Source organism: Prochlorococcus sp. MIT 1303, from assembly GCF_001631965.1.
GTDB classification, from domain to species: domain Bacteria; phylum Cyanobacteriota; class Cyanobacteriia; order PCC-6307; family Cyanobiaceae; genus Prochlorococcus; species Prochlorococcus marinus_D.
This window is the reverse complement of the sequence record NZ_LVHK01000034.1, coordinates 46,016-72,903: the sequence shown is the minus strand read 5'-3', so window position 1 is coordinate 72,903 and position 26,888 is coordinate 46,016. Positions and strand designations below refer to the sequence as shown.

The 26,888-nt window shown below is 45.1% G+C and carries 17 protein-coding genes and 1 tRNA gene; 9 read left to right on the top strand and 9 right to left on the bottom strand.

The genetic code is table 11. The features are described 5' to 3' along the window. Positions 1–276 precede the first annotated feature (276 nt). From PMIT1303_RS03250 to ribD, 3 genes are read left to right on the top strand one after another with little or no spacing between them, the layout of a single operon-like run. Entirely contained in the window at positions 277–2,790 is a 2,514-nt protein-coding gene (locus PMIT1303_RS03250; RefSeq protein ID WP_063397489.1) for a GH116 family glycosyl hydrolase, read from the top strand. Continuing rightward, the gene (locus tag PMIT1303_RS03245; RefSeq protein ID WP_197459759.1) at positions 2,791–3,408 is read left to right on the top strand and encodes a DUF3122 domain-containing protein; all 618 of its coding nucleotides are present in this window, start codon (positions 2,791–2,793) and stop codon (positions 3,406–3,408) included. 3 nt (positions 3,409–3,411) lie between these two features. Beyond that, positions 3,412–4,518, top strand: coding sequence for a bifunctional diaminohydroxyphosphoribosylaminopyrimidine deaminase/5-amino-6-(5-phosphoribosylamino)uracil reductase RibD (gene ribD / locus PMIT1303_RS03240; RefSeq protein ID WP_063397488.1), 1,107 nt, complete (start codon positions 3,412–3,414; stop codon positions 4,516–4,518). 895 nt (positions 4,519–5,413) lie between these two features. Here the strand turns inward: ribD and PMIT1303_RS03235 are convergent. From PMIT1303_RS03235 to PMIT1303_RS13930, 3 genes are all read right to left on the bottom strand, one after another. Next, positions 5,414–6,208: a potassium channel family protein gene (locus PMIT1303_RS03235; RefSeq protein WP_063397487.1), complete on the bottom strand. Its 795-nt coding sequence runs from the start codon at positions 6,206–6,208 to the stop codon at positions 5,414–5,416. 1,000 nt (positions 6,209–7,208) lie between these two features. After that, positions 7,209–7,865, bottom strand: coding sequence for an SOS response-associated peptidase (locus PMIT1303_RS03220; RefSeq protein WP_063397484.1), 657 nt, complete (start codon positions 7,863–7,865; stop codon positions 7,209–7,211). A gap of 102 nt (positions 7,866–7,967) precedes the next feature. Then, a complete protein-coding gene (locus PMIT1303_RS13930) occupies positions 7,968–8,180 on the bottom strand; it encodes a hypothetical protein (protein ID WP_369818699.1) in 213 nt (70 codons plus the stop codon). A gap of 1,098 nt (positions 8,181–9,278) precedes the next feature. On the opposite strand from PMIT1303_RS13930, the gene ftsH reads away from it, so the two are divergent. The 5 genes from ftsH to PMIT1303_RS03190 all read left to right on the top strand — a co-directional run bounded on the left by ftsH (position 9,279) and on the right by PMIT1303_RS03190 (position 13,926). Further along, positions 9,279–11,156, top strand: a complete 1,878-nt coding sequence (gene ftsH / locus PMIT1303_RS03210) for an ATP-dependent zinc metalloprotease FtsH (protein WP_063395479.1) — start codon at positions 9,279–9,281, stop codon at positions 11,154–11,156. Between the two features lie 54 nt (positions 11,157–11,210). Next, on the top strand, positions 11,211–12,167 hold the full coding sequence (gene argF / locus PMIT1303_RS03205; protein WP_063397483.1) for an ornithine carbamoyltransferase: 957 nt from the start codon (positions 11,211–11,213) through the stop codon (positions 12,165–12,167). Positions 12,168–12,302: 135 nt separating this feature from the next. Further along, positions 12,303–12,926, top strand: a complete 624-nt coding sequence (gene lexA, locus PMIT1303_RS03200) for a transcriptional repressor LexA (protein ID WP_063395477.1) — start codon at positions 12,303–12,305, stop codon at positions 12,924–12,926. 61 nt (positions 12,927–12,987) lie between these two features. Then, positions 12,988–13,060: transfer RNA gene (locus tag PMIT1303_RS03195), tRNA-Ala, on the top strand. A 578-nt stretch (positions 13,061–13,638) separates the two neighbouring features. After that, entirely contained in the window at positions 13,639–13,926 is a 288-nt protein-coding gene (locus tag PMIT1303_RS03190; RefSeq protein ID WP_063397482.1) for a hypothetical protein, read from the top strand. Positions 13,927–15,528: 1,602 nt separating this feature from the next. Here the strand turns inward: PMIT1303_RS03190 and PMIT1303_RS03180 are convergent. The 4 genes from PMIT1303_RS03180 to PMIT1303_RS03165 all read right to left on the bottom strand — a co-directional run bounded on the left by PMIT1303_RS03180 (position 15,529) and on the right by PMIT1303_RS03165 (position 21,855). Beyond that, on the bottom strand, positions 15,529–16,437 hold the full coding sequence (locus PMIT1303_RS03180) for a hypothetical protein (protein ID WP_063397480.1): 909 nt from the start codon (positions 16,435–16,437) through the stop codon (positions 15,529–15,531). A 117-nt stretch (positions 16,438–16,554) separates the two neighbouring features. Beyond that, positions 16,555–17,313, bottom strand: a complete 759-nt coding sequence (locus PMIT1303_RS03175; RefSeq protein ID WP_197459752.1) for an aspartyl/asparaginyl beta-hydroxylase domain-containing protein — start codon at positions 17,311–17,313, stop codon at positions 16,555–16,557. Between the two features lie 121 nt (positions 17,314–17,434). After that, positions 17,435–19,258: a hypothetical protein gene (locus PMIT1303_RS03170; protein WP_063397478.1), complete on the bottom strand. Its 1,824-nt coding sequence runs from the start codon at positions 19,256–19,258 to the stop codon at positions 17,435–17,437. Between the two features lie 575 nt (positions 19,259–19,833). Continuing rightward, positions 19,834–21,855, bottom strand: a complete 2,022-nt coding sequence (locus PMIT1303_RS03165; protein ID WP_156486887.1) for a hypothetical protein — start codon at positions 21,853–21,855, stop codon at positions 19,834–19,836. 625 nt (positions 21,856–22,480) lie between these two features. On the opposite strand from PMIT1303_RS03165, the gene PMIT1303_RS12750 reads away from it, so the two are divergent. Beyond that, positions 22,481–24,694: an FAD/NAD(P)-binding protein gene (locus PMIT1303_RS12750; RefSeq protein ID WP_074159193.1), complete on the top strand. Its 2,214-nt coding sequence runs from the start codon at positions 22,481–22,483 to the stop codon at positions 24,692–24,694. A gap of 537 nt (positions 24,695–25,231) precedes the next feature. On the opposite strand, the gene def is transcribed toward PMIT1303_RS12750, so the two are convergent. Further along, positions 25,232–25,780 carry a peptide deformylase gene (def, locus tag PMIT1303_RS03155; RefSeq protein ID WP_063397475.1) on the bottom strand — a complete coding sequence of 183 codons (549 nt, stop codon included), beginning with the start codon at positions 25,778–25,780 and terminating at the stop codon, positions 25,232–25,234. A 128-nt stretch (positions 25,781–25,908) separates the two neighbouring features. Continuing rightward, complete coding sequence (locus PMIT1303_RS03150; protein ID WP_063397474.1) at positions 25,909–26,568, bottom strand: alpha/beta family hydrolase; 660 nt, start codon at positions 26,566–26,568, stop codon at positions 25,909–25,911. Between the last annotated feature and the right edge of the window lie 320 nt (positions 26,569–26,888).

Sequence of the window (26,888 nt, the reverse complement as noted above, 5' to 3'; positions counted from 1 at the left end):
TTATCGGCTTTTCATTCGCTGAAAACGATCGCATCTCTGTTGCTAATGGAGTTGAGCTTTCCTTGACGCAAGTTGGAGATGATCTATTGCTCACAGCAGATGGCATACACACCACATTGCTGGATGTGGATAAGGTTGAATTCTTAATGGCTGATGTTGTTGACTTTATCTGAGCTATAGAAACCGTTGTTATGCCATCAAGGTTCAAACGATGCCTTGATGGCTCTGGCTGAGCGCTTGATCTGCTGACAAGCTGGGCGCATCATTTCTTGCCTCATGGCCCTTTTTGGCTTGTCAGCTTTCAGATCCTTATTGAAGCGTGGATCGAGCTTGAAGCCTTGGAGTGTGCCTGCGGCCAGCTGGAGCCGTGCTTTCGGATTGGCTTGGCAACAGCCTTACACGGTTCGTTATGCCAGCAATCTCGATGATGGGCCCTGGCATGGCATGCCCCTGGGAGGCTTCGGGGCCGGTTGTATCGGGCGTAGCCCGCGCGGTGATTTCAATCTCTGGAATCTTGATGGTGGTGAGCATTGGCAGGGCAGCATTCCTGATTGCCAGTTCGCTTTGTTTGAGCGGCAGGGGGATCAGGTGCGTGCTCATGCGCTGGCGACAGCGCCACAAGCCGATGACTCTCAGCCTGAACTAGACAAGCCTCTCTCCTCGTGGAGCTGGTATCCAGCCAGTACAGAGCACCGCACGACTGGTAGCTATTCAGCCCGCTATCCGCTCAGTTGGACCCATTACAAAGAAGTCTTCGCGGCTGAGGTGGTTTGTGAGGCGTTCAGTCCAATTCTGCCCGGTGATTACCGACGCACCAGCTACCCCCTGGCCGTGTTTCGTTGGCAGTTGCAGAACCCCACATCGCAATCTCTTGAATTGTCGCTGCTGCTGAGTTGGCGCAACACCTGTGGCTGGTTCACGAACACCGATCCCTCGGCCAGCGTTCATTTCCGCGATGACGGTAGCCCTGAACACAGTTATGTGCCTGCCATCGGTCGTGGCGAGGGCCAGTGCAATCGTTGGATTGATCAGCCAGGCCTGATTGGTGTCTTGATGGAGGGTGAGCGAGCTGACCCCTTGGCTGAGGGGCAAGGGCAGTGGTGTTTGGCTGTCCCTGATCATCTGCCTGGAGTGGAGGTAATGCGTTGTAGCCGTTGGGATCCCAGCGGAGATGGCAGCGAACTGTGGAGTTCCTTCGCAAGTGAAGGAACCATTGCAAACAGCAATGACAAGCGCAAGAGCTTGGCGGGCGAGCAGACCAGCGCTGCTTTAGCGGTGAAGGTCACCCTGGCGCCTGGTGAAAGTCTTGAGATCCCTGTGGTGATCAGTTGGGATCTGCCGGTGACGGCTTTCGCTACAGGCGTTCGCGATTTACGCCGTTACACCGACTTTCACGGCAGCGATGGTCAGGCGGCCGCCGCTCTTGCTGCAGAGGCCTTGCGTGATTGGCCTGATTGGCGTGAGCAGATTGATGCCTGGCAGGCGCCGGTGCTGGCGCGTGAGGATTTGCCGGAGCGCTTGCGAATGGCTTTGTTCAATGAGCTATACGACTTAGCTAGCGGTGGCAGCCTTTGGACGGCAGCCCGTCCAGGAGATCCGGTGGGTCGCTTTGGGGTTCTTGAGTGCTTCGACTACGCCTGGTACGAAAGTCTTGATGTGCGCCTCTATGGCTCCTTGGCTCTGCTGCAGTTGTGGCCTGAGCTCGATAAGGCCGTCTTGCGTAGTTTTGCTCGAGCCATTCCAGCGGCAGATGCCACGCCACGACCAATCGGCTGGTACTTCACCCAGGGGCGTGGCCGGGTCGAGGCCCCCCGCAAGAGGGCGTCGGCTACCCCCCATGATCTGGGAGCACCGAATGAGTCGCCGTTTGATGCCACCAACTACACCGCTTATCAGGATTGCAATCTCTGGAAAGATCTGGCCAGTGATTATGTGCTGCAGGTATGGCGAACGTTTCTTCTCTCACCGAATGGCGAAGATCTGAGCTTCTTGGCTGAATGCTGGCCGGCGGCAGTGCAGGCCCTCAGTTATCTCAAGCGCTTTGATGTCAATCACGATGGTCTGCCCGATAACGGTGGTGCTCCGGACCAGACCTTTGACGATTGGCCTTTGCAAGGCGTGAGCGCCTATTGCGGTGCTCTTTGGATTGCAGCTCTTGAGGCTGCTCTAGCTATGGCACAGCGCTTGCAATTGGACTTAGGACTCAATACGGCAGAGGAGCAACATCAGTTCAGCGGTTGGCTTGAGCAATCACGGGCCAACTTCGATCGGCTGCTTTGGAATGGGGAGTACTACAAGATTGATGCTGAGAGTGGTACGCCGGTGGTGATGGCTGATCAACTCTGCGGCGATTTTTATGCTCGCTTGTTGGGGCTGCCCTCTGTTGTTGCTGATGAACGCAGTCGCAGCAGTTTGAATGCAGTCAAAGAGGCCTGCTTTGAAGGTTTTGAAGGCGGCCGTTTGGGAGTTGCCAATGGTTTGTGCCGTGATGGCATGCCACTTGATCCCCAGGGAACCCATCCCTTGGAGGTATGGACTGGCATCAACTTCGGTCTAGCGGCCTACTACCGACTGATGGGCGATGCCCCGACGGCCACAGCCATCTGTTCAGCGGTGGTCAATCAGGTGTATGGCGGTGGTTTGCAGTTCCGCACCCCAGAAGCGATTACTGCAGTGAAGACCTACAGGGCTTGCCACTATTTGCGTGCAATGGCGATCTGGGCCCTGTGGGCAACACATACGGATTGGCAGTTGATTCCAGGTGCCGAACGGGCAGGGTCTGAGGGGTGAATGAGTGACGCCAATCTGTGTGGGATGTCCTATCGGCAGCGATGGTTTTTTGCATACGCTGTGAAGACCTTCTTTGAGGTCATGGCCAGCGCAGGGAGTTCTGCATCGCATCGATGGCATGGCCTTCTCATGCTGAAGAGGGCTTTGGCTTGCTTCTTTGCGGCCGTTGTGTTGTTGCTGCTCAGCCCATCTCTTGCCCAGGCGCAGGTGTTGACCAATGAAAGTGATGAAAGTTCCTTATTTGTACGCAGCTTTGAGACCCTGCGTGACCTCGAGTATCACAGTTGGCAGGTGGTGGCTTACCGCCAGGGCCCGCCAGGTGAGCCAGTGGTGTTGAGGATTGTTGGTTATCCCGGCAAGGTTCGTCTCAATCATCCAACCGCCCTGCTCGTGCATGCCGGTCGCCGCGACTGGGCTTTGGATGACATCACAATGGCCAGTCCGCAATTGGCGAAGGATGGCCGTGAAGCAGCAGCAGAATTCGATCTCAACCCTTTGCTGGATGATTTAACCAACAATCGCCCGCTGCGCTTGCAGCTCGCCGGTGTGTTTGCTGAACTGCCTGTGCCTCCTTATGTCGTCGGCGAGTGGCGTTCATTGCCGCAGGCTTCTCAATAGTTGATGAACGTCAACCCCTCTGCAAGTGCTGTTTGGCTGCCATGGATGCGGCGGGCGTTGCAGTTGGCTGCCCTCGCAGATGGTCGCACCAGTCCCAACCCTCTTGTTGGGGCAGTTGTTCTCGACAAGGCTGGCAAGCTTGTGGGAGAGGGTTTTCATGCCCGCGCTGGGCAACCTCATGCTGAGGTAGGCGCTCTCACACAAGCTGGTGAACAGGCCAGCGGTGGAACCCTGGTGGTCACTTTGGAACCCTGTTGCCATCAAGGCCGCACGCCTCCCTGCACGGAGGCCGTCATCGCTGCCGGACTTCGCCGAGTTGTGGTTGCAATGCAGGACCCCGACCCACGTGTTGCTGGAGCCGGCATCACTCGTTTGCGCGATGCCGGGCTGGAGGTGATCACTGCTGTGTTGGAGCCCGAAGCAGCACATCAGAACCGGGCTTTTGTGCATCGTGTTTGTACTGGGCGCCCCTGGGGGATTCTCAAATGGGCGATGAGCCTCGATGGACGCACGGCTCTGCCCAATGGCGCCAGTCAGTGGACCAGTGGTGGTGAAGCGCGTAGCTGGGTGCATCGCTTACGTGGCCAATGTGATGCTGTGATCGTTGGCGGCGGCACTGTGCGTGCGGACGATCCGTTGCTGACCAGTCGTGGGCACTCTGACCCCGAACCAAAGCGGGTGGTGCTGAGTCGCAGTCTTGATTTGCCTCAACAAGCTCAGCTTTGGGATATTGCAGTGGCTCATACCCTCGTTGCTCATGGCCTAGAGCCTGGCCATGAACAGCTGGCTCATTTGCCTGAGGGGCCTGAGCTACTTGCTTTGCCTGCCTCTGAACCGCTTGAGTTGCTGCAGGCCTTAGCTCAACAAGACTGCAATCGTGTGCTGTGGGAATGCGGGCCAGGCTTAGCAGCCGCAGCCCTGCAGCAAGGCTGTGTTCAAGAATTGGCGGTGGTGGTGGCTCCCAAGCTGTTGGGTGGCTTGCCGGCCAGAACACCACTTGATGATCTTGGCCTCACAAGCATGAAAGAGGTTGTCGTACTGGAGCCTGGCTCATTGCAGCAGTTGGGGGCTGACTGGCTCTTGCAATATGAGCTTTCTAAGCATTACTGAGATATGCGTAATATCTATCGTTTGAATGTTCTTGGAGTAAGTTATGTCTATGTATTGGATTGGCAAATATTTTTAGGAGCTGACCACAGAAAGTTATCACAACAATATTGGCCGCATCAATCGATGATTGTTGTGGTGCATTGAGCAATTAACAAGACTCCGAAGACCTTGTAGGCCGTGTTGATTTTAATCGCAATGCTTGTCAAACCATCTGTCAATCGAGCTGAAATCACCACAAGGTTGATGAACTGGACAGAGGTATTAGTTTTATGCTTACGAAAGCTATTTGATGATTGATTTGATGCAAGATAAAATCCATCAATAATTTAAAAACCTCCAAAAACTTAGTTGGCCTAGGGCATTCTCTAAGCCTGAAACTTAAAGGAGAGGTGCTAACACATTAAGACAATTTGTAGCATAGGGAGATGATCATTGGCGCGAGGCAGAGTGCCTGATCAGAGAGATGGGTCGCAATTGCTCATGCGATTCCAATCGTTACTCTCAATCGCTAGCGCTTGCTTCGATAAGCGGGCACTTAATCCAGCAATGTTTATCTGCAATTAGAAATCGAGATGAAGAAAGGCTGGTAATGAGTGTAACGACTAAATTATTAACCTATTGCGATAGACTGCCTGTTCAAAAGTCTATGCCTGTTTAAATAATACTTGATAACAGCGTTAGCAGTGTAGTCATTGAAGGACTAGCCTGCCTTGTGCTTTTAACATCTTAGAATTTTAAATAGATATTTTCTTTCTCTATGCTTGCCGATGGGATTGAGAAGGCTTGGGATGAATACACCGATTAATTGATCTCATTCGTCTTGGAAAGTCGATGCTCGTCTCTATAGTATAGAGTTTATTCTTTGATCTTGATGTTATCAAGGTAGAGGGATGATTTATCTATCTTTTTGATCAGTAGTGACCTCTTGCTGTGAAGGCTGAGTGTCTTTTTGAGTCGATTCTTTGTTAAGCCGCTTGCTGTTGGTATTGCCGGAGAATCTGCTGATCAGAGCACCCATCATCAGCGTTAGATAAAGAGGGCCAACAATGCTGGTGGTAACGCTCACCATCCTTGCTGCGGGCAGAATCGGCTTGATCCCCCCGAAGCCAACGGTGGTTAGGCACACGAAGGCAAAGTAGTTGATCTCAGCAAATCGCTGAGGTGTATTCAGTACGCTGTGATTGGTGCTGGTGATGGCCTGGTTGGGTAAATCCAGGAGCGCAAAGCTGTTGGGTTCAACCGTATACAAGGCATTCATCACCAGGCCGGCGCTGATTCCTAAGAGTAAGTATCCAGCGGCTGCTCCCATCAAAACCATTTCGCTGACTTGGCGCTCACGACTCAGCTGTTTCACCAGTCGAATTAAGCTCCAGCCCACGAACAAAATCCAGCTCCATATCAGGGGAATACCGCTGTAGGTCCAGTGACTTGGCGTGAGCAGCCAGAACCATAGGCTCAGCAATGCTGCCCATCCCAGCCATTGATAGAGCCGTTCTCTCCAGACATGGTGCTTGACTTTTCTCGCCAGCAACCTGGTGATAAGAATTGCGATGACTGAATAGCAAATTGGAGCAGGCCAATAAACTTGCGGTATCGCAAAGCTTGCCAATAGCAACAGTGTAAAAGCGAGCAAGAGGCGATAAAGCCGGTCTCGATATTGATGTTTTCGTTGCCGTGGTGCAGTAGTCACCCGAAACAATCAGCTCATAAAATGCTTAGTGTAGCGATGCGTTTGTCAAGCACCTGCTTGGTGAGAAGAAACGGTTTAGATGATTATTGGATTTGAGTCATGGACTTTTTCACAATAGCTCTCAGAGAATCCATATTAGCTTGTATAAGGCTTTGCTACTAGCTTGGATGTATTTTTTTAGGCTTTGAGAGACTTTATATCGTATTGGTTTTGGTAGAGCTTTTGCTTAGAGCAAGTATAGATTTTTTTGAAGACATCGTTAACTCTTTGTTAGCGAATATTTCCGTTTCTTGCATGACTGGCGGCTTTGGACTCAAGTTCTTGACTATGGACGCATTTGCTCTATTGATCAGCTGGAACGATGATGTGGCGATATTCGATCACGCTTTCGTTTTCTCTATCATGTGATTTTAGCGATGAACCAGATCGGCGAGTTGGTGAAATATTGGCATCATGGAACTGTTCAATCTATACAACAAAAGGTCGAAGAAGTTGAAAAAGATTATGACGATAATTCCTTCTTGATATTGTGTCGTGGTGATCTTAATTCTCGGGAAATTGATGCTTTAGAAAGTTTCTATGACTGTGATCTTGACTTCCTTTGACAGGCACAAGAAACATCGTAATCATGGATCCTTGGAAGATGATATCACACGATTTGACTTTGCCGCTGCTTTTCAGGGCTCAAGAATTAAGTTGTTTCCAGTTGCTTTATGATGCAATCCCTAGTGTGGGTTATGGCAAAAGATATCGTTATATACAGAGTGAATGTTCATCCTAAGTCGCTGACTCCATTCGATTCTTACAGTTGTTAACAACTGTTGTTGCTATGTTTGCAATCAATATCTATCTAATTCAGGCATGATGCTTGCTAGGATTTGTTTCCATTGTTGCTATTGACTCTCTTTGATTGTTTGTCCTAGCAGTCTGTTGAACTGATTAAAGTTAAAACTTATGCATCGGTTTATATGGTTGATTCCTATCAGTTTTCTTTGATCGATCAGAAAAGCTGTAATTGATTTGGGTTGCTCCTTGAAGCCGTTTTGAGGGCTCGGCTCAAACACCAATCATGTGGATCCCAAGGGTTAAGCAAGCTTTCAAGTGCATGCAAGTGGGTGGCATCCCCTTCTTCAAGCCAGGCCTCTTCTAAGCCATTTGGCACGATGACAGGCATCCGCGTGTGCAGTGGACGCACTAAGGCATTGGCGCGCGTGGTGATGACGCAACAGGTTTCTACTTCGCTGCCATCGGGCCCGATCCAGTGATCCCACAGCCCAGCCAGCCAGAACGGTTCACCATCGCACCGATGAATACGTTGCCCTTTTTCATAAAAACCATCGCTAGGTAATAGGCAGCGGTGATGACGCCAAGCTGCGCGAAAAGTTGGCTTCTCCGCAAGGGTTTCGGCACGAGCGTTGATTGGCCTTGGGCCTCGCCAGGGATCTTTCACCCAGCTGGCCAAAAAGCCCCACAGAAAATGGGTTACATCCGTATGTCTTTGATGCTCTCTTAGCGCGAGCACAGGCTCGCCTGGGTGGATTTCAGCGCGAGGGGCGTAGTGGTTTAGCCATGTTGACGAAGAGCTGTTGGCCAGCCAAGGCGCCAGGACCTTTCGCAGAGTGTCCCTTGGGGTGGTGAGGCTATAGCAGCCACACATGGTTCCTCTCTCTCTCCCAGGGCTTGATTGTCTCTGATAAGACCTTTCTATTGATCTGCTTTGTGTGTTTGCGTTGATAGATGGTCGAGATATGTAATTTGCTTACTCGTCAGCCTCTCTTAGCTGCTCAACACAGCTGGTGAGACATTCGCCGTCATCAAGTGAGCAGGTTGAAATGCATTCAAAGTAAGTCTCAACAGCATCCCAAGTTTGCTCTGATTCTAACGAAAACTCATGATTTGACCTCGTGTTTTCAGTGATACCCAAAGCGCTGGCAGAGTCGTTCTCCATTAAGACGTTTGTTGCCGTATCCATCAGCAGAGCAAGTGGTGGATATGGCCATAGCTCATCTGGCTGAAGAGGAGAACATGGAGGCAGCAACATTGCAGGAAGACCTTTAGAGCTCTCTAAATAGTCAAGATGTGATTTTGCTGAGTGCAGCCCTTCGCAATAAAGGCATTGAGATCTTGAGCAAACTCGAAATAGGCGACCTCTATCGCCCTCGAAGCACTGGATTGTCCCGCCTTTTGCGCTTACGTAGAATGGATGGTACTTCATGGCGGTGAGTTTTTTCGTTGCTTAGATCAATAGACTTGAGGGTCGACGTGTTGATGCTTCAACGCCTGAAGTTTGTATCGGTACTGGCCTTTCTGAGAAGTAAAGATGACTTTTGTTTTAGATATTTATGCATAGAGATATCAGCATTTATTTGCTATTGACACGCCCGTGAGAAATTACCTTGCTGGGGTTGCCTTGCTACTGCAGTTGAAGGATATGGATTTGTGAATGCCTGCAGGAGAATGCAGCCGATTGGTTGCGGTAATAGCCAGGCGCAGCTTAGGTTTTCACAGTGAAGCGAATGCCTCCCTTTTGTTTAATAAATCCTAGCTCACTTTCTTGGGGGGCTGAATGTTTGGTTAATAATAATAAAGCACCTAAGTTACATCGCTTAGGCGCAATTGCCTGAGAATAAATACCTTCATGGGATTGCTTCGCTCTCATGGCTAAAGAAAATGTCTTGCGTCTATAGAAACCAAATTGATTGTTCAGACAGCGCTTTTCAGAAGAGGGCTGATATCAAGACTTGTGGTGCCAATGCACTACAAAATTCTTTTTTGCCTAGGGGTGTCGTTGGTTGCCTTGAAACTGCCTTTGCAGCATCGGTTTCAGCAGTATTCAGATGGCAGTTAATGGCTTGGTTTGGGGAAAATAAGTGCCTTTGATTGGCAGTGAACTCCTTAAAACCCTTAACGAAAAGGCTTTGTCTTAGCGGCCACTGACAACGATGAATTGACGTCTCCAAGGCAGCCAGCAGCGCTTCGTTTGTGGTGACGTTCGGTTCTCACACCAGTAAAGGCAAGCGCTTAGGGATTGATCGTCTTAGCGTGACAGCCCGGAAATCAATTTTTTTCGATGGCGATCCGTGAGGATGACAACAAACCGAATCGACGCTTTGGCATCGTCAATTTGGTGTTGATCGGTTTCGGTGTTTTGTTGCTTTTCAGCAGCTTCTTACCCAATCCTGCGGCACAGGTGCCGAGGGTTCCCTACTCACTATTTATTGATCAGGTTGACGATGGCGCCGTGAAGCGGGCCTTCATCACTCAGGATCAGATCCGTTACGAACTGGCCAATCCTGAGGAGGGAGCACCGTCGTTGCTGGCCACTACGCCGATCTTTGATATGGATCTGCCCCAACGCTTGGAAAGCAAAGGAGTTGAATTTGCAGCAGCGCCGCCGAAGAAGCCCAATGTTTTCTCCACCATCCTCAGCTGGGTTGTGCCCCCGCTGATCTTCATCCTTGTACTGCAGTTTTTTGCCAGGCGTTCCATGGGTGGTGGTGGTGCCCAGGGCGCTCTTAGTTTCACGAAGAGCAAGGCGAAGGTTTATGTCCCGGATGAAGAGTCCCGAGTCACCTTTGCCGATGTGGCAGGGGTCGATGAGGCCAAGGATGAGCTCACAGAAATCGTTGATTTTCTCAAAACACCTGAGCGATATACAGAAATAGGCGCGCGCATTCCTAAGGGTGTGCTGCTTGTGGGCCCTCCTGGTACAGGTAAGACCTTGCTCTCCAAGGCCGTTGCTGGGGAGGCAGAGGTTCCCTTTTTCATTATTTCTGGTTCGGAGTTTGTCGAGCTGTTTGTCGGCGCTGGTGCGGCCCGCGTGAGGGACCTGTTTGAGCAGGCCAAGAAGAAGGCTCCTTGCATCATCTTCATCGATGAACTTGATGCCATCGGTAAAAGTCGTTCTGGCTCAATGGGTGTCGTGGGAGGCAATGATGAGCGGGAGCAGACCCTTAACCAGCTGCTCACGGAAATGGATGGCTTCTCGTCCACCGATAAGCCCGTCATCGTGTTGGCCGCGACCAACCAGCCCGAGGTCCTTGATGCAGCCCTGCTCAGGCCTGGTCGTTTTGACCGACAGGTTCTTGTGGACCGCCCAGACCTCTCTGGCCGTAAGACGATTCTCGAGATCTATGTCAAGAAAGTGAAATTGGCTGAAGGGGTTGATTTAGACCGCATCGCTCAGGCAACCAGCGGTTTTGCTGGCGCTGATTTGGCCAATGTGGTGAACGAAGCGGCCTTGTTGGCGGCTCGTGGCAAACGAAAAGAGGTAGAGCTGAAGGATCTCAACGAAGCGATCGAGCGTGTTGTGGCAGGCCTTGAGAAGAAGAGCCGAGTGCTCCAGGATGATGAGAAGAAGGTTGTGGCCTATCACGAAGTGGGGCACGCCATCGTTGGACACCTGATGCCTGGCGGTAGCAAGGTTGCCAAGATTTCAATCGTGCCAAGGGGGATGAGTGCTCTTGGTTACACCTTGCAGTTACCTACTGAGGAGCGTTTCCTCAATTCCAAGCAAGACCTTGAAGGTCAGATTGCCACCTTGTTAGGAGGGCGTTCTGCAGAAGAAATCGTGTTTGGCAAGATCACCACTGGTGCTGCTAATGATCTACAGCGCGCTACTGATCTGGCAGAGCAGATGGTGGGGACTTATGGGATGAGCGATATTTTGGGCCCTCTGGCTTATGACAAGCAAGGTGGGGGGCGTTTCCTTGGTGGTAACAACAATCCACGCCGAGTGGTGAGTGATGCCACTGCTCAGGCCATCGATAAGGAGGTGAGGAGTTTGGTGGATCAAGGTCATGAGAGTGCCCTTTCGATTCTTCGGCATAACCTCGCCTTGCTGGAGACTATCGCCCAGAAGATCCTCGAAAAGGAAGTGATCGAAGGCGATGAGCTGATCGAGATGCTCGATTCCAGCGCTCTCCCTAGAGGTGTTGTTGTTGCCTGAAGGCTTGACGTCAGGGGGGCTGGTCTCCGATAAAGACTCTTTGAAGCTCCCCTAATGGCTGACAATCCCCAAGGTGTTGCAGCCGTCCTTGCTGACCTGAAGGGGCGAGACTTTCTCTCCTGCGCTGATTTCACTGCGGAGCAGACGGTTGCCTTGCTTGAGCTTTCCCGTCAGCTCAAGAGCGGGGATCGTCGCATTGATTTGGGAAATCGAGTTCTCGGATTGATTTTTACCAAGGCATCGACGCGCACACGAGTGAGCTTTCAGGTCGCGATGGCACGCCTTGGCGGGCAAACGGTGGATCTCAATCCTCAGGTGACCCAATTGGGCCGGGGCGAACCCCTTGAAGACACGGCGAGAGTGTTGAGTCGTTTCTGTGATGTGATGGCGGTGCGGACCTTTGCTCAGCAGGAATTGCTGGATTACGCCCATTGGGCTTCGATTCCGGTGCTCAATGCCTTGACTGATTTGGAGCATCCCTGTCAGGCAATGGCGGATTTTCTAACGATTCAAGAGGCTCTCGGGTCATTAACCGGCCAGACCTTGGCCTATGTGGGCGATGGTAATAACGTCTCACATTCTTTGATGCTCTGCGGAGCTCTCTTGGGGGTCAACGTTCGGATTGGCTGCCCGCAGGGATTTGAACCTCTACCTGAGGTGATTGATCAGGCACGCAACTTGGCAGTTGCTGATGCTCGTATTGAAGTGATGACAGATCCATTTGATGCAGTGCGAGGTGCGCAGGCGTTGTACACCGATGTTTGGGCCTCGATGGGACAGGAACAGGAACAGTCGCTTCGGGAAGAGGCCTTTCGTGGTTTCTGTCTCAATGAGGATTTGCTTGCTCAGGCAGATCCCAACGCGATCGTGTTGCACTGCCTACCGGCTCATCGAGGGGAGGAGATCAGTTCAGGCGTGATGGAAGGTGAGGCCAGTCGAATTTTCGATCAGGCTGAAAATCGTTTGCATGTTCAGCAAGCTTTGCTTGCGGCCGTGCTTGGTGGTCTCTAGTTCCAGGCTGGATTGCTGCTTTCGGTTTTGAGCATTCTGGTCAACTCATGATCTTCTTGCGGCTGCACTGTTTGGTGTTTAAACCCTTGCCAGATTCAGTGTCTATAGGTACACATGTATTGAAGAATCAATGCATTGCCGTTGGCTGCCTCTTCTCCTGAGTTGCTTACTTCTGCCCAGCAGGAGCTTTATGACTGGTTGGCCGATTACATCGGCAGCCATCACCACAGCCCTTCGATTCGACAGATGATGCAGGCCATGGGTCTGCGCTCACCAGCGCCGGTGCAGAGCCGGCTTCGACATTTGCAGCAGAAGGGATGGATCACTTGGCAGGAAGGGCAGGCGCGTACCTTGCAGCTGCTTGGTGGGTTGGTGTCCGGTATCCCCGTGTTGGGGGCAGTCGCCGCTGGTGGTTTGGTGGAGACGTTTGATGATGTTCAGGAGCGGTTAGATCTTGCACCAGTTTTGGAGACCCGTGGCCTGTTTGCGCTCACCGTGAATGGAGATTCGATGGTGGATGCCTACATTGCAGATGGCGATGTGGTTCTGATGGAGCCAGTGCCTGAGCCTTCGCGGCTGCGAGATGGAACGGTGGTGAGTGCACTTGTGCCCGGAAGTGGCACCACGCTGAAGCACTTTCACCGCAACGGCGCCTCGGTGCGGCTTGAGGCCGCCAATACCGCCTATGAGCCGATTGAGCTACCAGCCGATCAGGTGCAGGTGCAGGGCAAGCTCGTGGCTGTTTGGCGTCAGGTTTGAGGCCTTGCCGTTGTAAGCTCTGTTCTGACGGCGGTACGAGCCCAGTGTTACCGGCGTTTATGGGGCCATAGCTCAGCTGGTAGAGCACCTGCATGGCATGCAGGGGGTCAGGAGTTCGAGTCTCCTTGGCTCCATTCAATTTCCCAGGTAGAGCCTGGGCTTTCTTGTCTCTAGGATGATTCCCGCCACCCACTGCTAGAGCAAGTTATTGCACTTTTTTGTACTACTTTTTGCACTAGGGATGACTTCTTGCTTAATTACCAGTCTTGTTTAACCCACCCTACCAGGCCCCACCCCAAATAGTAAATCTAATTGAGAATTCAATAGACAAGCAGAGGGTGGTTAACAGATCGCTCATCTTTCAGTATTAGGCAGTCTAATCCAGGTTGATTCTGCTGAGATTAGATGCTAGCTCGATAGCTTTTGTCCACAGAAAAGTCCTCGTGCTGATAAGATTCACTTATTATTTGAGAGCTACATAATGTGATTGATTCAGGATCATTTAAGAGACTTCCTTGAGTAGTAGCTTGACGAGATAAGTATTTGATCAGTGGCTTGATTGGATGTTTTGGGCAACACTAGCCTGTGCACATGATGGGTGATTTCGCCTAAGAAAACTATCATTAAGCTGGGCGACTCATCCATGCTAACAAGTAATACCAACAAGATATAATTCTTTTACCAACCATTGTCATCGTCGCCTTTTCTTTCTATGCCGGAAACATCAGATCAGCCGATCATTGACATTTCTGCCGAAACGACGGAAACCCACCCTCTGCTGAATGACGATGATATTCATGAAAAAGTGGCTGAGCGGCTCAAGCACTCAAAAGAATTTGGAGCTTTGGTTTGGGAGGCCACTAAGGAATACTTGCAAAAAATGAACCTTACTCCACAAGAGAAGTTAAATGTAAGTGACTGGCTGGTCAGTAAAAAAGATAAATTACAACAATCAGTTGTTGCGAAATTGAATGATCTTCATCAAGGTGATCGAAAGTAGTGGTTGGCATTTGCTAAAAAATCTCGTTCCAATCTCTTTTCAATGTTTTGTTTTTGATAGATAAGTCAGCCCATGATCTCGGGTGTTAGATAGTCACTCAGGCTGATCGTCATCATGCCCAAGTCTGCAGCGGTGTCTTTCGCTTGTTTGGCTACCTTTCCTGTTTAAGTCTTGATGTTGATCTCTTTGGCAATTATTTTTGCTGCTTGAACGGCAACAGGCATTACGACAACAACTGAGGAAACGAAACCAAAGGCAAGTCGGCATCGCATTGGTTAGGAAAGACGTCAGCAGAAGGGGCCTTGTGCTGACGGCGGTGCATTCTGCAGTTGGCCTTTAGGCATTTGCTGGCAGGTCCCTAGGCATTAAAAGAAACACCATGTGATCGGGCGGTGTTTGGGAGCTTTTGTCAGGAGATGGATCGCGACAACAAGGCCCCCTGCTTTCCCTTTGCCGGTTTTGTATTGCTTTCAGCTAATGGGCCTCATGCTTCCTGACTAAGAAGCAACGGCACACTTAATTCACTCTGCCATCAAGTAACAGCTAAGGATCAAGGCCTTTCCATATTGATTCGTCTATATTGATCTAGTAGCAGCTTACATAATCAGTTTTTAGGCTATCAACTTGATCCGAAAGTCCTTTCTCGCTAAACAAGTCGCTGTCATTAACCTGTCTACGTTTAGTGGAACTCTATATCGTGGCATCTAGAGCAGTTGCTAATTATTAAAATCATCAGTCCTGGTTTTACTCACTGTCCTTCAAATTTTCTAATTCAATGGAGAAATGATATAGGGCGATGCCAAGAAATGCACCAAAGACAACTTGGCCGTCGGCATTGGGTGCGATTTCTGTCGCAACTATCAGGATAAAACTAGTTAATGTCAAGGTGCGTAGAGTGCGTCGCTTTATTGCTCTAGTCCTCAGCCTTTTGTGGAGCAGGGAGTTGGTCTCACTCATCCACTGTTCAAGCTGTTCTCTGGATTTAGTCACTCCTAAGTCGTCAGCAGATGTTGATTACTCATCTTACTGTGCTTTGTCTAAGCTTTTCAGCGTGTGCACTAACAGTCCGATCAATAATCCAGAAAACGTTCCCACAAGGATTTGTCCATCGTTGGGAGCAACCTCTATCATCATTATAAATACAAAAACTGTCCATATTAATAGCCTCATGTTGACCATTGTCACTCTTTATCTCTTGGCTAATGATGGTGCGTTGTCTCTTTAAGAATAAGGTTTAATCTTTCAATCTGATCTGCTCTGTTGTGATGCTTTTTGCTCTGTCCTAGCAAGCTTCGCAATCATGAAGCAGCTTTTAACTTGCCTATAAAGCCATTTAAGGATGTGCTGTTCGTTGACACGTGCAGCTCTCGCCTAAATGATTGCTCAATTTGATTTTTCTAATGGATCGCAAGATGCAAAACTGCTTTGGTAAGTTATTGCTAACGTGATAATGTTTCCAATTTAACGGCTGTTGTTCTTTTTGCTGCGTTTATTTTTGCATTAGACTGAAAGAGTTTATGGAGTCTAGAAAGGAAGAATTAATAAGTGAGTTGATATTATACCAGTGCGAATTTTCAGCACATAGAAAAGCTAGTGACAAGCCTAATGAAGGGTTTTGTTGATACGAAGGTCTCTGTAGAATTTTGCTGTTATATTTCCTGATGGCGCTGAATAAAATTTAAGATGATGGAGTTTAGAGTATATTTCATGATTCTTATGATGTAACTTCCAAATAACATCTTTGTACGCTGCATTTGCAAGGTCTTGCTCAAAATACTTTTTCGCCTGATCCCAAAAAACAGTATAACCATCTTCTTCATTAGATGAATAAACTGGCAGCACTTCTAATGCTGCTTTGAATACATCGACGTACAATGCTATAGAGATAGAGACTGTCGTTTTAACTGGTGATGAATATATTAAATCCATGATTGAAGGAATTCTCGAATCTTGCCCTGACTTATGACTATCTTTAGGGAAACAGATTTCAATAAACTTAGGGATATCTAAATCACTCTTTGATGTCAATAGCATCTTTGCATGTTGGTGCATATTTGCTCTGCCCATAAAGCCTATTTGCCCAGTTGTTAAGTCTGAGAAATTACCAAAGATGTTTGTAAGCCTTTCTAAATATGGAGTAGTATTAATCTTAGGCCAACTAAAAGCTTCTCTTAGCTTGTCATGAAACTCCTGGCAATACTCAAGCATTGAAATCTTCTCATCTAGCGTTTGAAATTGATTGTCACTGCCAAGAAAGAAACTTATCGCAGTATTAGGGTTAGAATCAATCTCTACCCACATATGATCACTTAAACATTGTAGCTCTGGCATCCCTTCCAAAATTGATATGGCTTGTTTTAGTATATTCAGATGCTTTGCTCCTTCTTTCGCTGACAAATCACACCTCTCAATTAGGTCTTTAAGATAACTAAGCTCACTGATTGAAAAACAACTAAGAAAATCAGACTTGGGAGAACCAGGTTTAAATTCAAACCCAGAGATGCGCGGCAAGTTGACTGGTAATATTGCTTGAAAATCGAAAGAAGAGCTACAAGAGTTGAGCGGAAATGATCTACTAAGTCTTTCAATACATTCCAGAATAGAAATCATACTTTTAATAGCTCTTGTTTAACCATCTCTAAAATCTTTTAATTGATCTAGTGATGCAGAAGGGTGGGGTAGATCTGCTAAAAGTATTACCCTGTCTCCGTCTGCCTGATTTTTAACTCCATGAATATAAGAGTCATTTAATATTATAGGAGTACCATATTCATAAGATCTCTTCTGATTATGGCAATAAATAAATAGCTCACCGTCTGGAATTATAAGTGGTATCTGAATCCTTACTCGTGTATTTGTAATTCCAAAGTGTGGAAGTATGATCGTATCAGGCTTGAGTGAAGAGATACGAATAAAATAACCACTAAGAGGATTATTTAACTTTGAATATTCGTATAATGTATTGAATACTTTGATTGAGCGCATCAGGTCTATCGTATTTGCAAACATATCTTCAGCGGGTGATTCTTTTTCTCCTGAACTCCATATGTCAAGTGAGCGCCAAGTGCCTGTATAAATAAATTCTCTAGTTTCGGCTCTAATACTTCTACGCACACGATTCAGTTCATCTAGTATGATTTCATATTGCTTCGCAACATTTAAACTACCCTCTATTATTGATATGTCTGGGAAAGGGCCTAAATCTGACAATGAAGCATCGCAGTGTGATGCACCCATTCCAAAGAATGGCCAAATATCATTTTTATAGATATAATCAAATATATTAAACAGTCTATGTGATTCAAGTATCGCTGTAGCCGAACAACCATCAAGCATTGCAGCGTAAACCTCTGCTTCGAGTTTTGATTTTATATTTTGGCGCAACAATCTGATCGAAAGCTCATTATTCCTATGGTTTGGATGGTCTATAATCAACTTGTCGATAAATTCCCTCCAATTTTCAGGAAATGTATCAAAATATGCTGGTGGGGGATCTTTCCTTTGCAAATTAAGCTCCTTGTAGCATATTAACCTTTTCATTGATTTCATTTATATCGTCTACAAACTCTAAGAGCTTTGACTCAACGTTTTCAATAGGTACTTTAGGGCGTTTGGGCATCTCGAGGGTGGGCTTTATATCCATGAGCTTTATATTAGCACTTTCTGGAATAATCAAATTTTTCAGGTCGTCGTAATCAGACAATTTAAAGATATCTAGATTTACATAATCTAGCTTTGGACCCAGATGCTTTTTCCACCCATCTATTATTAATGAATAATCATATGCATAACCTACCAATTCACTCATCGTAGCATTTGCGTGAGAACTATCAAAGCCAAATAATGACATGAAGCTAAATTTAAGATGATCATAGATATTTGGATGGATCGCTATAAACTTTGCCTCTGGGAAAATAAGAGACAGTAATCCAATATGCTTGAACCCCGATGGTATTATGTCTATTATTCTCTCGATTTGCCTGTCCCCATAGCAAAAGGCAAGATGTAGTAAATATATTTTTCTAAGTTGTAAAAGATCATCAGTATCTAACTGTTCTATTGAGCTGGGGTATTTTTCTTCAAACTTGTCATATACATATTGGGCCATGCCTTTCAAGACTTGATCCGAGTACATACACGCCACATCCTCTGAATGTGCTAGCCAACTACGCAGACGTGAAAAATGAGGGCCCGGCAATCCAGTGATAAATGTAATATGGTTAAGTATACTATCTTCATATTCGTTGTAATTAACTGGCATGGCTGACAATCCCTCTAGACGAGTTGCAAATGCAGTCAGGCTAAAGACATCATATTGACTAACCCTTATTAAATTATCATTCAATGCCTCTACTTCCTTCCAAAGTGATTCGTATTTTTCGTCCTGATAATTACACTGAATAGTGAGAAACTGTGCTCTATTGTACAAACTTCTGTCAAATGCTTTCATCGACTTAATATTATTAATGTATTTACGAATATCATCGGTATTTTTATATTTATCCCAGACATCTGCCCAGCTTATTCCAAGAACCTCTGACCCATAAAGCATGAGAGGGTCGATGTCTGGCTTGTCATTCACACTTGATTGATAATGCTCGATTACTCTATTTAGAAACTTTGCTTCCTGTAAATTTGGTAATACCGCCAAAACCTGATTACATATATTCTTTGCATCTGAATACTGCATGTCGTGAATATATGATACTACTTCTACTAATGAGTCAATAGCATCGCTAATTTCTCTCCATGGACTAATAGATTTTTTACATTGGCTGGCTATTCTAAGATTTCTGTGGACTAATGGAGAGCTATATGATGTGATGTAGTGTTGATATGATTCTGACAATCTCGTAGATCCTTTAAGAACCTCTATTACTCTGATAGTTGTTGTATGATCTCTACTGATGAGAGACGTCAAAATATAATTATCAAATGCATCTCGAGGCAATGCCGCTAGTTCTCCAATGTTAGAAGGAAGATCTTTGCCAGCCGTCTGAATATGGTGCAATAGTCCGATTATGCGGCAGTCATCTTTAAGTTCACGTGGTGACTGTATCCGTAATAACTCATCTAGTAGCTCAGAGCTGAACATTTCAAGTTGAACAACTAGATGGTGTTGCTCATTAGATAACTCGACTCCTTTCATCGCTGACTCTGCCTTCAGGCTATGCCAGGCTGTTATAAATCCAAAATCTAATAATACTGACCCTAGTTCGCTTATTGCCTGCTCTATATACTCATCTTCAGGTAATCCCCAAGCTTTTCTGATGTGGTCAGATAAGCTGTTTTTATTCTCTTTAACTGAGGATATTTTTGCAGTGTGAGTCATTAAAACTGATCAACATTAGCAAATTTTAATATGATCAATAGCTTCATGCATGCTCTTTACATTATAATCAGTCACAAACCTTAAATGTGGAGAAAAAAAGACAGTACGTGTTTAATATATTTTGGAGTATCACTTTTAGAATGATATATCAAATTATTATTAATAGAATGTCTTATGATCTCCCTAAGCAAAATGCTTAGTTGAATAATTCAAGCCTATTTTCATTTGCCTGTCATTTTATAATCATCAGTGATGTTGTGAAGGAATAGCCAATACAACATTTCCTCTTTTGTCATTGCATATTACTTAAATTGCCTGTTTGTTAGTGCCTGTATATATATATTTAACGTTTATCTCATGATAGATTTCCTTGATTTAGGGATGCTAGTCAACGAACGAACAACTGTACTTTTAAGCTAGAACAGTTGATTTTGCCATAGTTTATTAGTAATAAGTGTTTTTACCCTGTATGACCTATTAGTGCAATCTATTGGATATTTTTTATGCAGGAGTGGTATTAGGTATAGTTGGTAATTAATTATTTAAATGTTCTGTTCCAATGATCTGCTCGAACATCACGCGAGTGGGTCATTGAAATATCCAATAGAAACATTATCCTTTTCAAGGCTCGCCATTAAAAGATTGGAAACATCATTATAATTATCTCTTAAGCTATAAGCTGTTGTTGCAACATTGCCTATTCTTATTTCTTCTGTTGGGCTAAGATCACCTCCAAGGAAATGATACAATGATCTTCTTATGTTATCTTTGAAATAGGCCTCGTCTGATATGAATTGGTTGTAGTCCGTTATTATATCATTTCCTTTAATACTTGAAACCACAATTTCATCCCACCAACCTTCCAGGTTTTCATTGTTTAATTTCCCACTACTTAACTTGGTTTTGTTCATAACACCAACGTTTAGTAATTCATTGCCTGCGAAGTCAAAGTAAGAAGCATAGTTATGAAGCAATCCAATCTGATCGTCTCCAGCATGCACTTCAACTGTATCTCCAAATGCTTTAATATGGAGTTCTCTGTTGGAGCCATGTATTTTTATAGAGTCTTCTAATGATGCATCTCTAATAATAAAAGCTACTCCGTCAATATTATTGTCTAATTTTATCTCTAGGCTGTCTCTACCGTTTCCAAGTGTAATATCATCAAGCTTTCCAGATTCTCCGCCGACAATAACAGTATCATTACCATTTCCTGCATCTATATATTCTGATCCATCATAACTTTCTATATAGTCATCACCATCGCCAGATAGAATTTCATTACCGCCAATTCCGTTGCCTTGTGAATAAATTCTATCTGCATGTACTGATCCAAGTACGTAATCATTACCGCCAAATGTATAGGCAACCTGATTTTTTCCACCTAGTTCAATCAGGTCTCCTTTATCCGTACCTTTCATAATCTTCCCATTTTCGGTATGATCATTTGCTCTATATTCTCGACCGATATGTGTTAAGACGCCATCGAGATATACAGTTGAGGCTGAATGTGCCTCGTGACTATTTATTGATAATTTAGTATGATCTATATTTTTATCTAAGCTCGATCCTTTCAGCGATGTGGCAGTGTTATTTTGTACGATGTCTCTAGCGCTTACGTTGAAATCGTAATTATGGACATTATGAATCATTCCTGAGGCAACAAAATCAGTGACGTTACCCGTCGTGCCTTTTATTAAATGAGAATCAGGCACGCCAAATTTCTTTGCTATACCCATTGCATCTCCAACTTTGTAATTAATTCTATTCTCATATTTATCCCAGTAAGTAGAACTACCTTCCGCATGAATTGGTGATGTCCATGGAACATTAATCTTTTGAGTGTCCCATGTAAGAAAAACATTTACTGCTTTACCAGGGTCTACAGTTACTGATGTTGCGCGTTCAAAGGTTATAGATGTTGAATTACTTGTTTCTGTAGTAGAGCTGCTGTTTATCTCTGTTGAAAGTGTGTTGTTAATATTAAGTCCGATTTCCGTCTCTGTACTGGCAATTCCTTCAACACCTGCCTTGATCGTTTGTTTTAGCGATGTGCCAATATCCAGTGTATGACCTTGAGTGTAGCCAGAGGTTGTACTGCTTTGTGATGAATCAGAGGTGGTTTTTGTAACCTTTAATGTTGTTGTTATTGGAGAAGAAGAGGTATTTCTGACAGTATTAGCTGAACTAGATGCCATGGATTGACCACCATTAGCTTTAATCTGTCCAGTTGGCTTCCCTAATACAACTGAACCAACATCCTGATTTAGAGTAATAGCGCCATCAATATTTGCATTTAATCCATAACCTCCATTTTCACGAACCTGGTTCCCTCTAATTCCTTTTGTTCCTGCTGCATAAGTGTTCCACATATCCTTGTTAAAGGTATGATTGGCTTCATATTTTATGTTGTCTTCATAAGTGTTTTCTTGGGATGTGGTATCGCTATTATGGTGATGAGCCCAGTGATTATAGTGGTTGTGATGACTAACAGTATGAGTTCCTACGTGCCAGGTATGGTTTAGTTGGTTACCGATCCATGTTGGATTCAAGCCCCATGGAATAAGATCATTTATATTGTTAACTGAATAAGCCATGACGCAAGATCACTTTACTAAAATCAGCATATCTGCTTTGCTCACTGCTACGCACAGCATTGATGCCAATATTTATATTCGGTATAAAATATTCTCAGGGCTTGTCATTATGCCTGGACCTCAATGAAAGTGTTGCAATTCATGATAAGGCCTTTTGCCGAACACAAACAAAGAAGCTGGCGTATTCGTTAAAACTCTGAATAGTTTGCTTTGATCATTGCACACATATACCTAAATGCCTGCACTGTCAAGCTTTTTTAATCAAAAAAATAGATACTCAAATCTGTCAGAGAATGTGAGAAAAAAATTCTTGAGAGTTTATTCAGCGGATCCCACAGGCTGAAGATGGAGGATTGGTCTGGCAGATTGAATACACACTCGGAAATAACGGCATAATATTTATACACCAATGCATATCAATGTATTGATGCCTTTGCTGGGCTGAGATGATTGCTTGAAAAGTTTGCGCATTTTCGTAAATCAATGCTTTGGTCTATAGTTTGTTCTTTGAATAGGTATTAGCTGCTAAAATTACATCTTGACAGTTCTCCATTGCAATAATAATTTTCTTAGCATGGCCCTATATCCATCCTTTTTGATTCCTTAGTCATTTCAACCAAATCTTATGAATTCATACGATGTTATCATAGTTGGAGGTGGATGTGCTGGATTATCCGCTTTAAGCACTTTGGCTAATTATCGGACTTTATTAATAGAGAAAAACTCATTTTTAGGTGGTCGTGTTAAGTCAATAAACCTAGAAGATTCCTCTGCTGAGTTAGGAGCATTATATTCCTTGGAACCGATGCTGCAATTTAATTCTATATCACAAACAGCATGCTTGGATAACACTAATGGCAATGCTCAACACTCATCTATCTTATTTATTATATCTCACTCTCTTCAGTTCGAGTCATTTTCACCTATCGAAGCCTTTGACAGGCTTGCCATAGCAAATCAATCTCCACAAAGTACTAGCTTTTATAAGCGAGTCATAAAAACAGACTCTAGATCTGAACCCACAATCACTAACCCCAACTTTGGCAGGCTTGATTTACTTTCACCTGATCAGTTAAGCCTTGTTGGTTCACTTTTTCAAGTTACTCATCCAGGATCAATTTATGACTGTATTCCATCATTAAGACCATTATGCTTAAATAATTTCCCTTCTTTGACTCGTACGCAAACCAACCAATCAGTTTTGATGAATCTTTTTAGAGTACCTAGCAACGCTCAGGTGGCTTTATCAAGTAATATAATAAGTTTAACCGAGCTCAACTCATCAGTTGAGGTGAAGTTTGAAAGCAATGATAAATGCATTTCTGCCCAAGCAAAATCGGTGATTGTTACTCCACCACCGGCCTCTATTTTTCCGTTTATTAAATCTATCAGATCTCAAAGCCTTAATTTTTATCATTCCGCGCCATATATCAGCGGATATTCTTTCGTCTTTCTTTTTATTGGACCTATTCCAGCGCAATCTGCATTTGTGTCATCTATCCATATATGGAGTGTTTGTTTTTTTACACGAGTTGACGATTCTAGATTTATTGTTAATTGCTATGTCCCATCAACCCGTTTTGGTCAGTTTTTAGCAAAACCTTCCGAGCATGAATTGGCCTCTTCTCTTAAACCCTATCTTTCAGATTCTTGCGTACTGCTACAATCTCGCTCTAAGTTTTGGAGATATCTCGCTCCAGTTCTATCAGATCTTTTAGTTGATAGATACTTTCATGAACATTATGTACTCTCAAATAGGATTTTTTATGGAGGCGAACTTTCAACCTTTACTCCTGATAACTTAAACGCTTACGGAACCCGTAATGCCATCAAAGCTGGCGAAATGGCCGCTAACTTTACCATTGATAATATTTCCTCCTCTCACCGTTTTCTCAATTTTAGGCCATTACCTCCCTTGTTAAATGCTCACGTTTTTACCTTCAATCAACAAATACCTAAATTTTTAGGCTCACAGCCAGAAGGTAACGTTGCTTTTTATGGCCTACTATTGTCTGCTTTTAAAGAACAATCTATTAAGTCATATCTGCTTAAGGCTTCAGTTGAAGGATTATGGGAATATAATCATGGATTTGGCGTTACTCTAGAGGATTCACTCCTTGTTCTCGAGGGGCTGATTGATAATGGTTTGCCGAAGCATCACATTAAACGTATTCTCAACCTCTGCATTGACAAATTTTATGACACAACAACTGGTTTATTTGTAACGGTAAAAAAAGGTCGCTCTAGTTACTGGCAAGGACCCTCTATTCATGGAACTGCCCAGATATCGTATCTAATTCTAAAACACTTTAACTTGTCCGATTCGTTACTAGATAGCCAAAAGATCTTGGATTTTTTGTCAGCCAGTGTAACCTCAGACTCTCTTTGGAAAAGTCGTTGGTTTACTAATTATTATTTTACCAGTTTTTATGTCGTTAGGCTTTTAATGCTTCTGCCAGATGATCATACGACTTATTTATTATTGTCACGTTATTATGAACGGATTCTGCAATCACAAGTTTCCAATGGCTCATGGGAGGACTCCCCAATATCGACCTCTTCTGTAATTCTAACTCTTGCTTTATATCGCAACTCCTTGCCTATTAACTTATCCAATGAAATAATGAATTCTCTAATAAAAGCAACTAATTACCTAAGGCAATTTCAGGGGCAAGAATGTTTTCCTTCTGAACCTCTGCTGTATTACTGGTATGATATTTCTGAAATTGACGATCAATTTACTAAGAGATTTTACCATTGTATGGATAAAGGCATGATCTCAGCAGCTTTAGCATCTTTAGCGCTCCAATCCGCCTCTAGCTATATATTAGACAAGTGAGAAATACAATAGACATTCTTTTTGTCTCTTCAGTTAAGATTAGGTAACTATGTCATTCCCTTGGCAGTCAGCTGATCATTTTTCAGGTTTTAATATTTAACTGACATTAACTATCTTAGAGTATTATGCCTTCCTGCTTTGCTTTTGTTATTCTTTGAGTCTTGATTTGACATATTTTTACAACTCTCTAGTAAATAAGGCATATGGCAACTTATTTGTAATGCCACAATGAGTTTGCTTGCCGTGTTGTGGTGATTAGTATTTGTTTTGTCTATTCGTTCATTTTGTTTACTCCCTTAATAGTTTTTCTTTCCGTTTTTGCAGGCCTTCGACCTTGTTGGTTCCTTTTGTAATTGTTACTGGTATTATCTGCTGAAAATCAAATTCTTTTGACCTTTCGTTTCTTTCAGTCATTGCGAGGGCTTTTCTCGGTATTGATATTGTTTTTTCATGGCTTTTATTGCTCTTTTTATTGTAAATCTATTTGTTTCTAATCAATTCGCAATCTCTTCTTTTGCAGAGGTTGCTTATAGTGATCTAATGTGGATCTGTATTCATAGGGACTAATCCAGCAGTTTTTAACTCCCCTGTGAAGCCAAATGAGGCAGAGTCAACCAGACGATCGGGAAACAAAACCCCGTCTAAGTGGTCACATTCATGTTGGATAACTCTTGCTGGGAATCCCTCAAGGCAATGCTCAATCTCTAAACCATCTTCATTGAGCGCCCTGTAGTGAATCCGACTCCAGCGGGACACCTTGCCCCGCAGGCCTGGCACACTCAAGCACCCCTCCCAACCATCCTCTAGATCAGAGCCGATTGGTGTTAAGACAGGATTAATCAGAAGTTTTTGTGGAATCGATGGGGCCTCGGGATAGCGTGGATTAGGGCCTTCTCCACCAAACAGCACCACTCTTAAAGGGATACCAATTTGGGGTGCGGCGAGTCCTGCTCCTTGATGGGCCTTCATCGTGTCTCGTAAATCCTTGATGAGTGAAATGATCTGCTCAGCAGAGACATCATCGACGACCTTGGACACTTGCCTCAGTTGAGGGTTGCCCATACGCAGGATTTCCTTCACAGCCATGATTATTAACCTCCTTTTCTCTTTGCTGTTGGTCTCGCCAACACAACAGAACCAGCCACAAGGATGAGCATGATTCTGTCAATGGACAAGTGAGTTATCAGGTTCATTGTTTTGGTTTTTGTTCATGTTCAGATGCTTAGCAGTCTCTTGCAAAAATTACTTGAGTGAGTCACTGCGGCGGTCCAGTTTTCGGCTTCAGTGAGTCCAGAGTTTCGGGTGGGTTTGAAGCTGTGATCCCCGGCAGGGATCCATTGCAAACAGACCTTTGGCGACAAAGTGTAGTTTTCCACTTCATCTTGTCGACCCATCCCATCGCGTTCGCCTTGCAAAATCAAGGTTGGCGTTTTTTGCACGGCAAGATGTTCAGTTCTCAACTGCTGAGGTTTCCCCAAGGGATGAAAGGGGTAACCCAGGCAGATGCAGCCAAGTACGTTCATTTTGGCTGAGAGTTCATCTGCCAGAAGACTGGCGACCCTGCCCCCCATGGACTTACCAGCGATGAAGACGGGCCGACTTGCAATTTCTATCTCCACTTGCTCGAGGAAGACTTGCTTCAATTTCGGCAATGGATCAGGTGGAGAGCGTTTGCCATTGATGCGTTGTTTAGCCATGTAGGCGAATTCAAAGCGCACCACTCGCCAACCGACCCCTGCTAAGCCACTAGCTATCGCTGTCATGAAAGGGCTATCCATCGCTGCACCAGCCCCATGGGCTAAGAGCAGGGTGGCAGGAGCATCGCTTGAACCATTCACCAAGCGAGGGGTGGGATCCATCGATGAGTTATTCATCTACGCATTCTCCTGATTTATGCCAGTTAAGTAGACATGCTTGGTGAGTCATCGGTTTTTGTCATGAAGGAACGGAATGGCTCAATGAAAAAATCGTAGGAAGCTAATCAATGGGGTTGTGACCTAGGGCTGATCTAATCCCAGACAAAGAGTCGTAACTTATTAAGTGAAGTGTTTCTAATTGCCTACCGATCAGAACTTGCAAGTTTGATCACCTATTCCAAAGCGGCAGCAAGCAAGTGATGAGACGGTTAGGAGAGTTCAGCTCTTGACTAAGGAAATCAATCAGAATTCAACGCTATCGGAGCAAGGATGTTTGG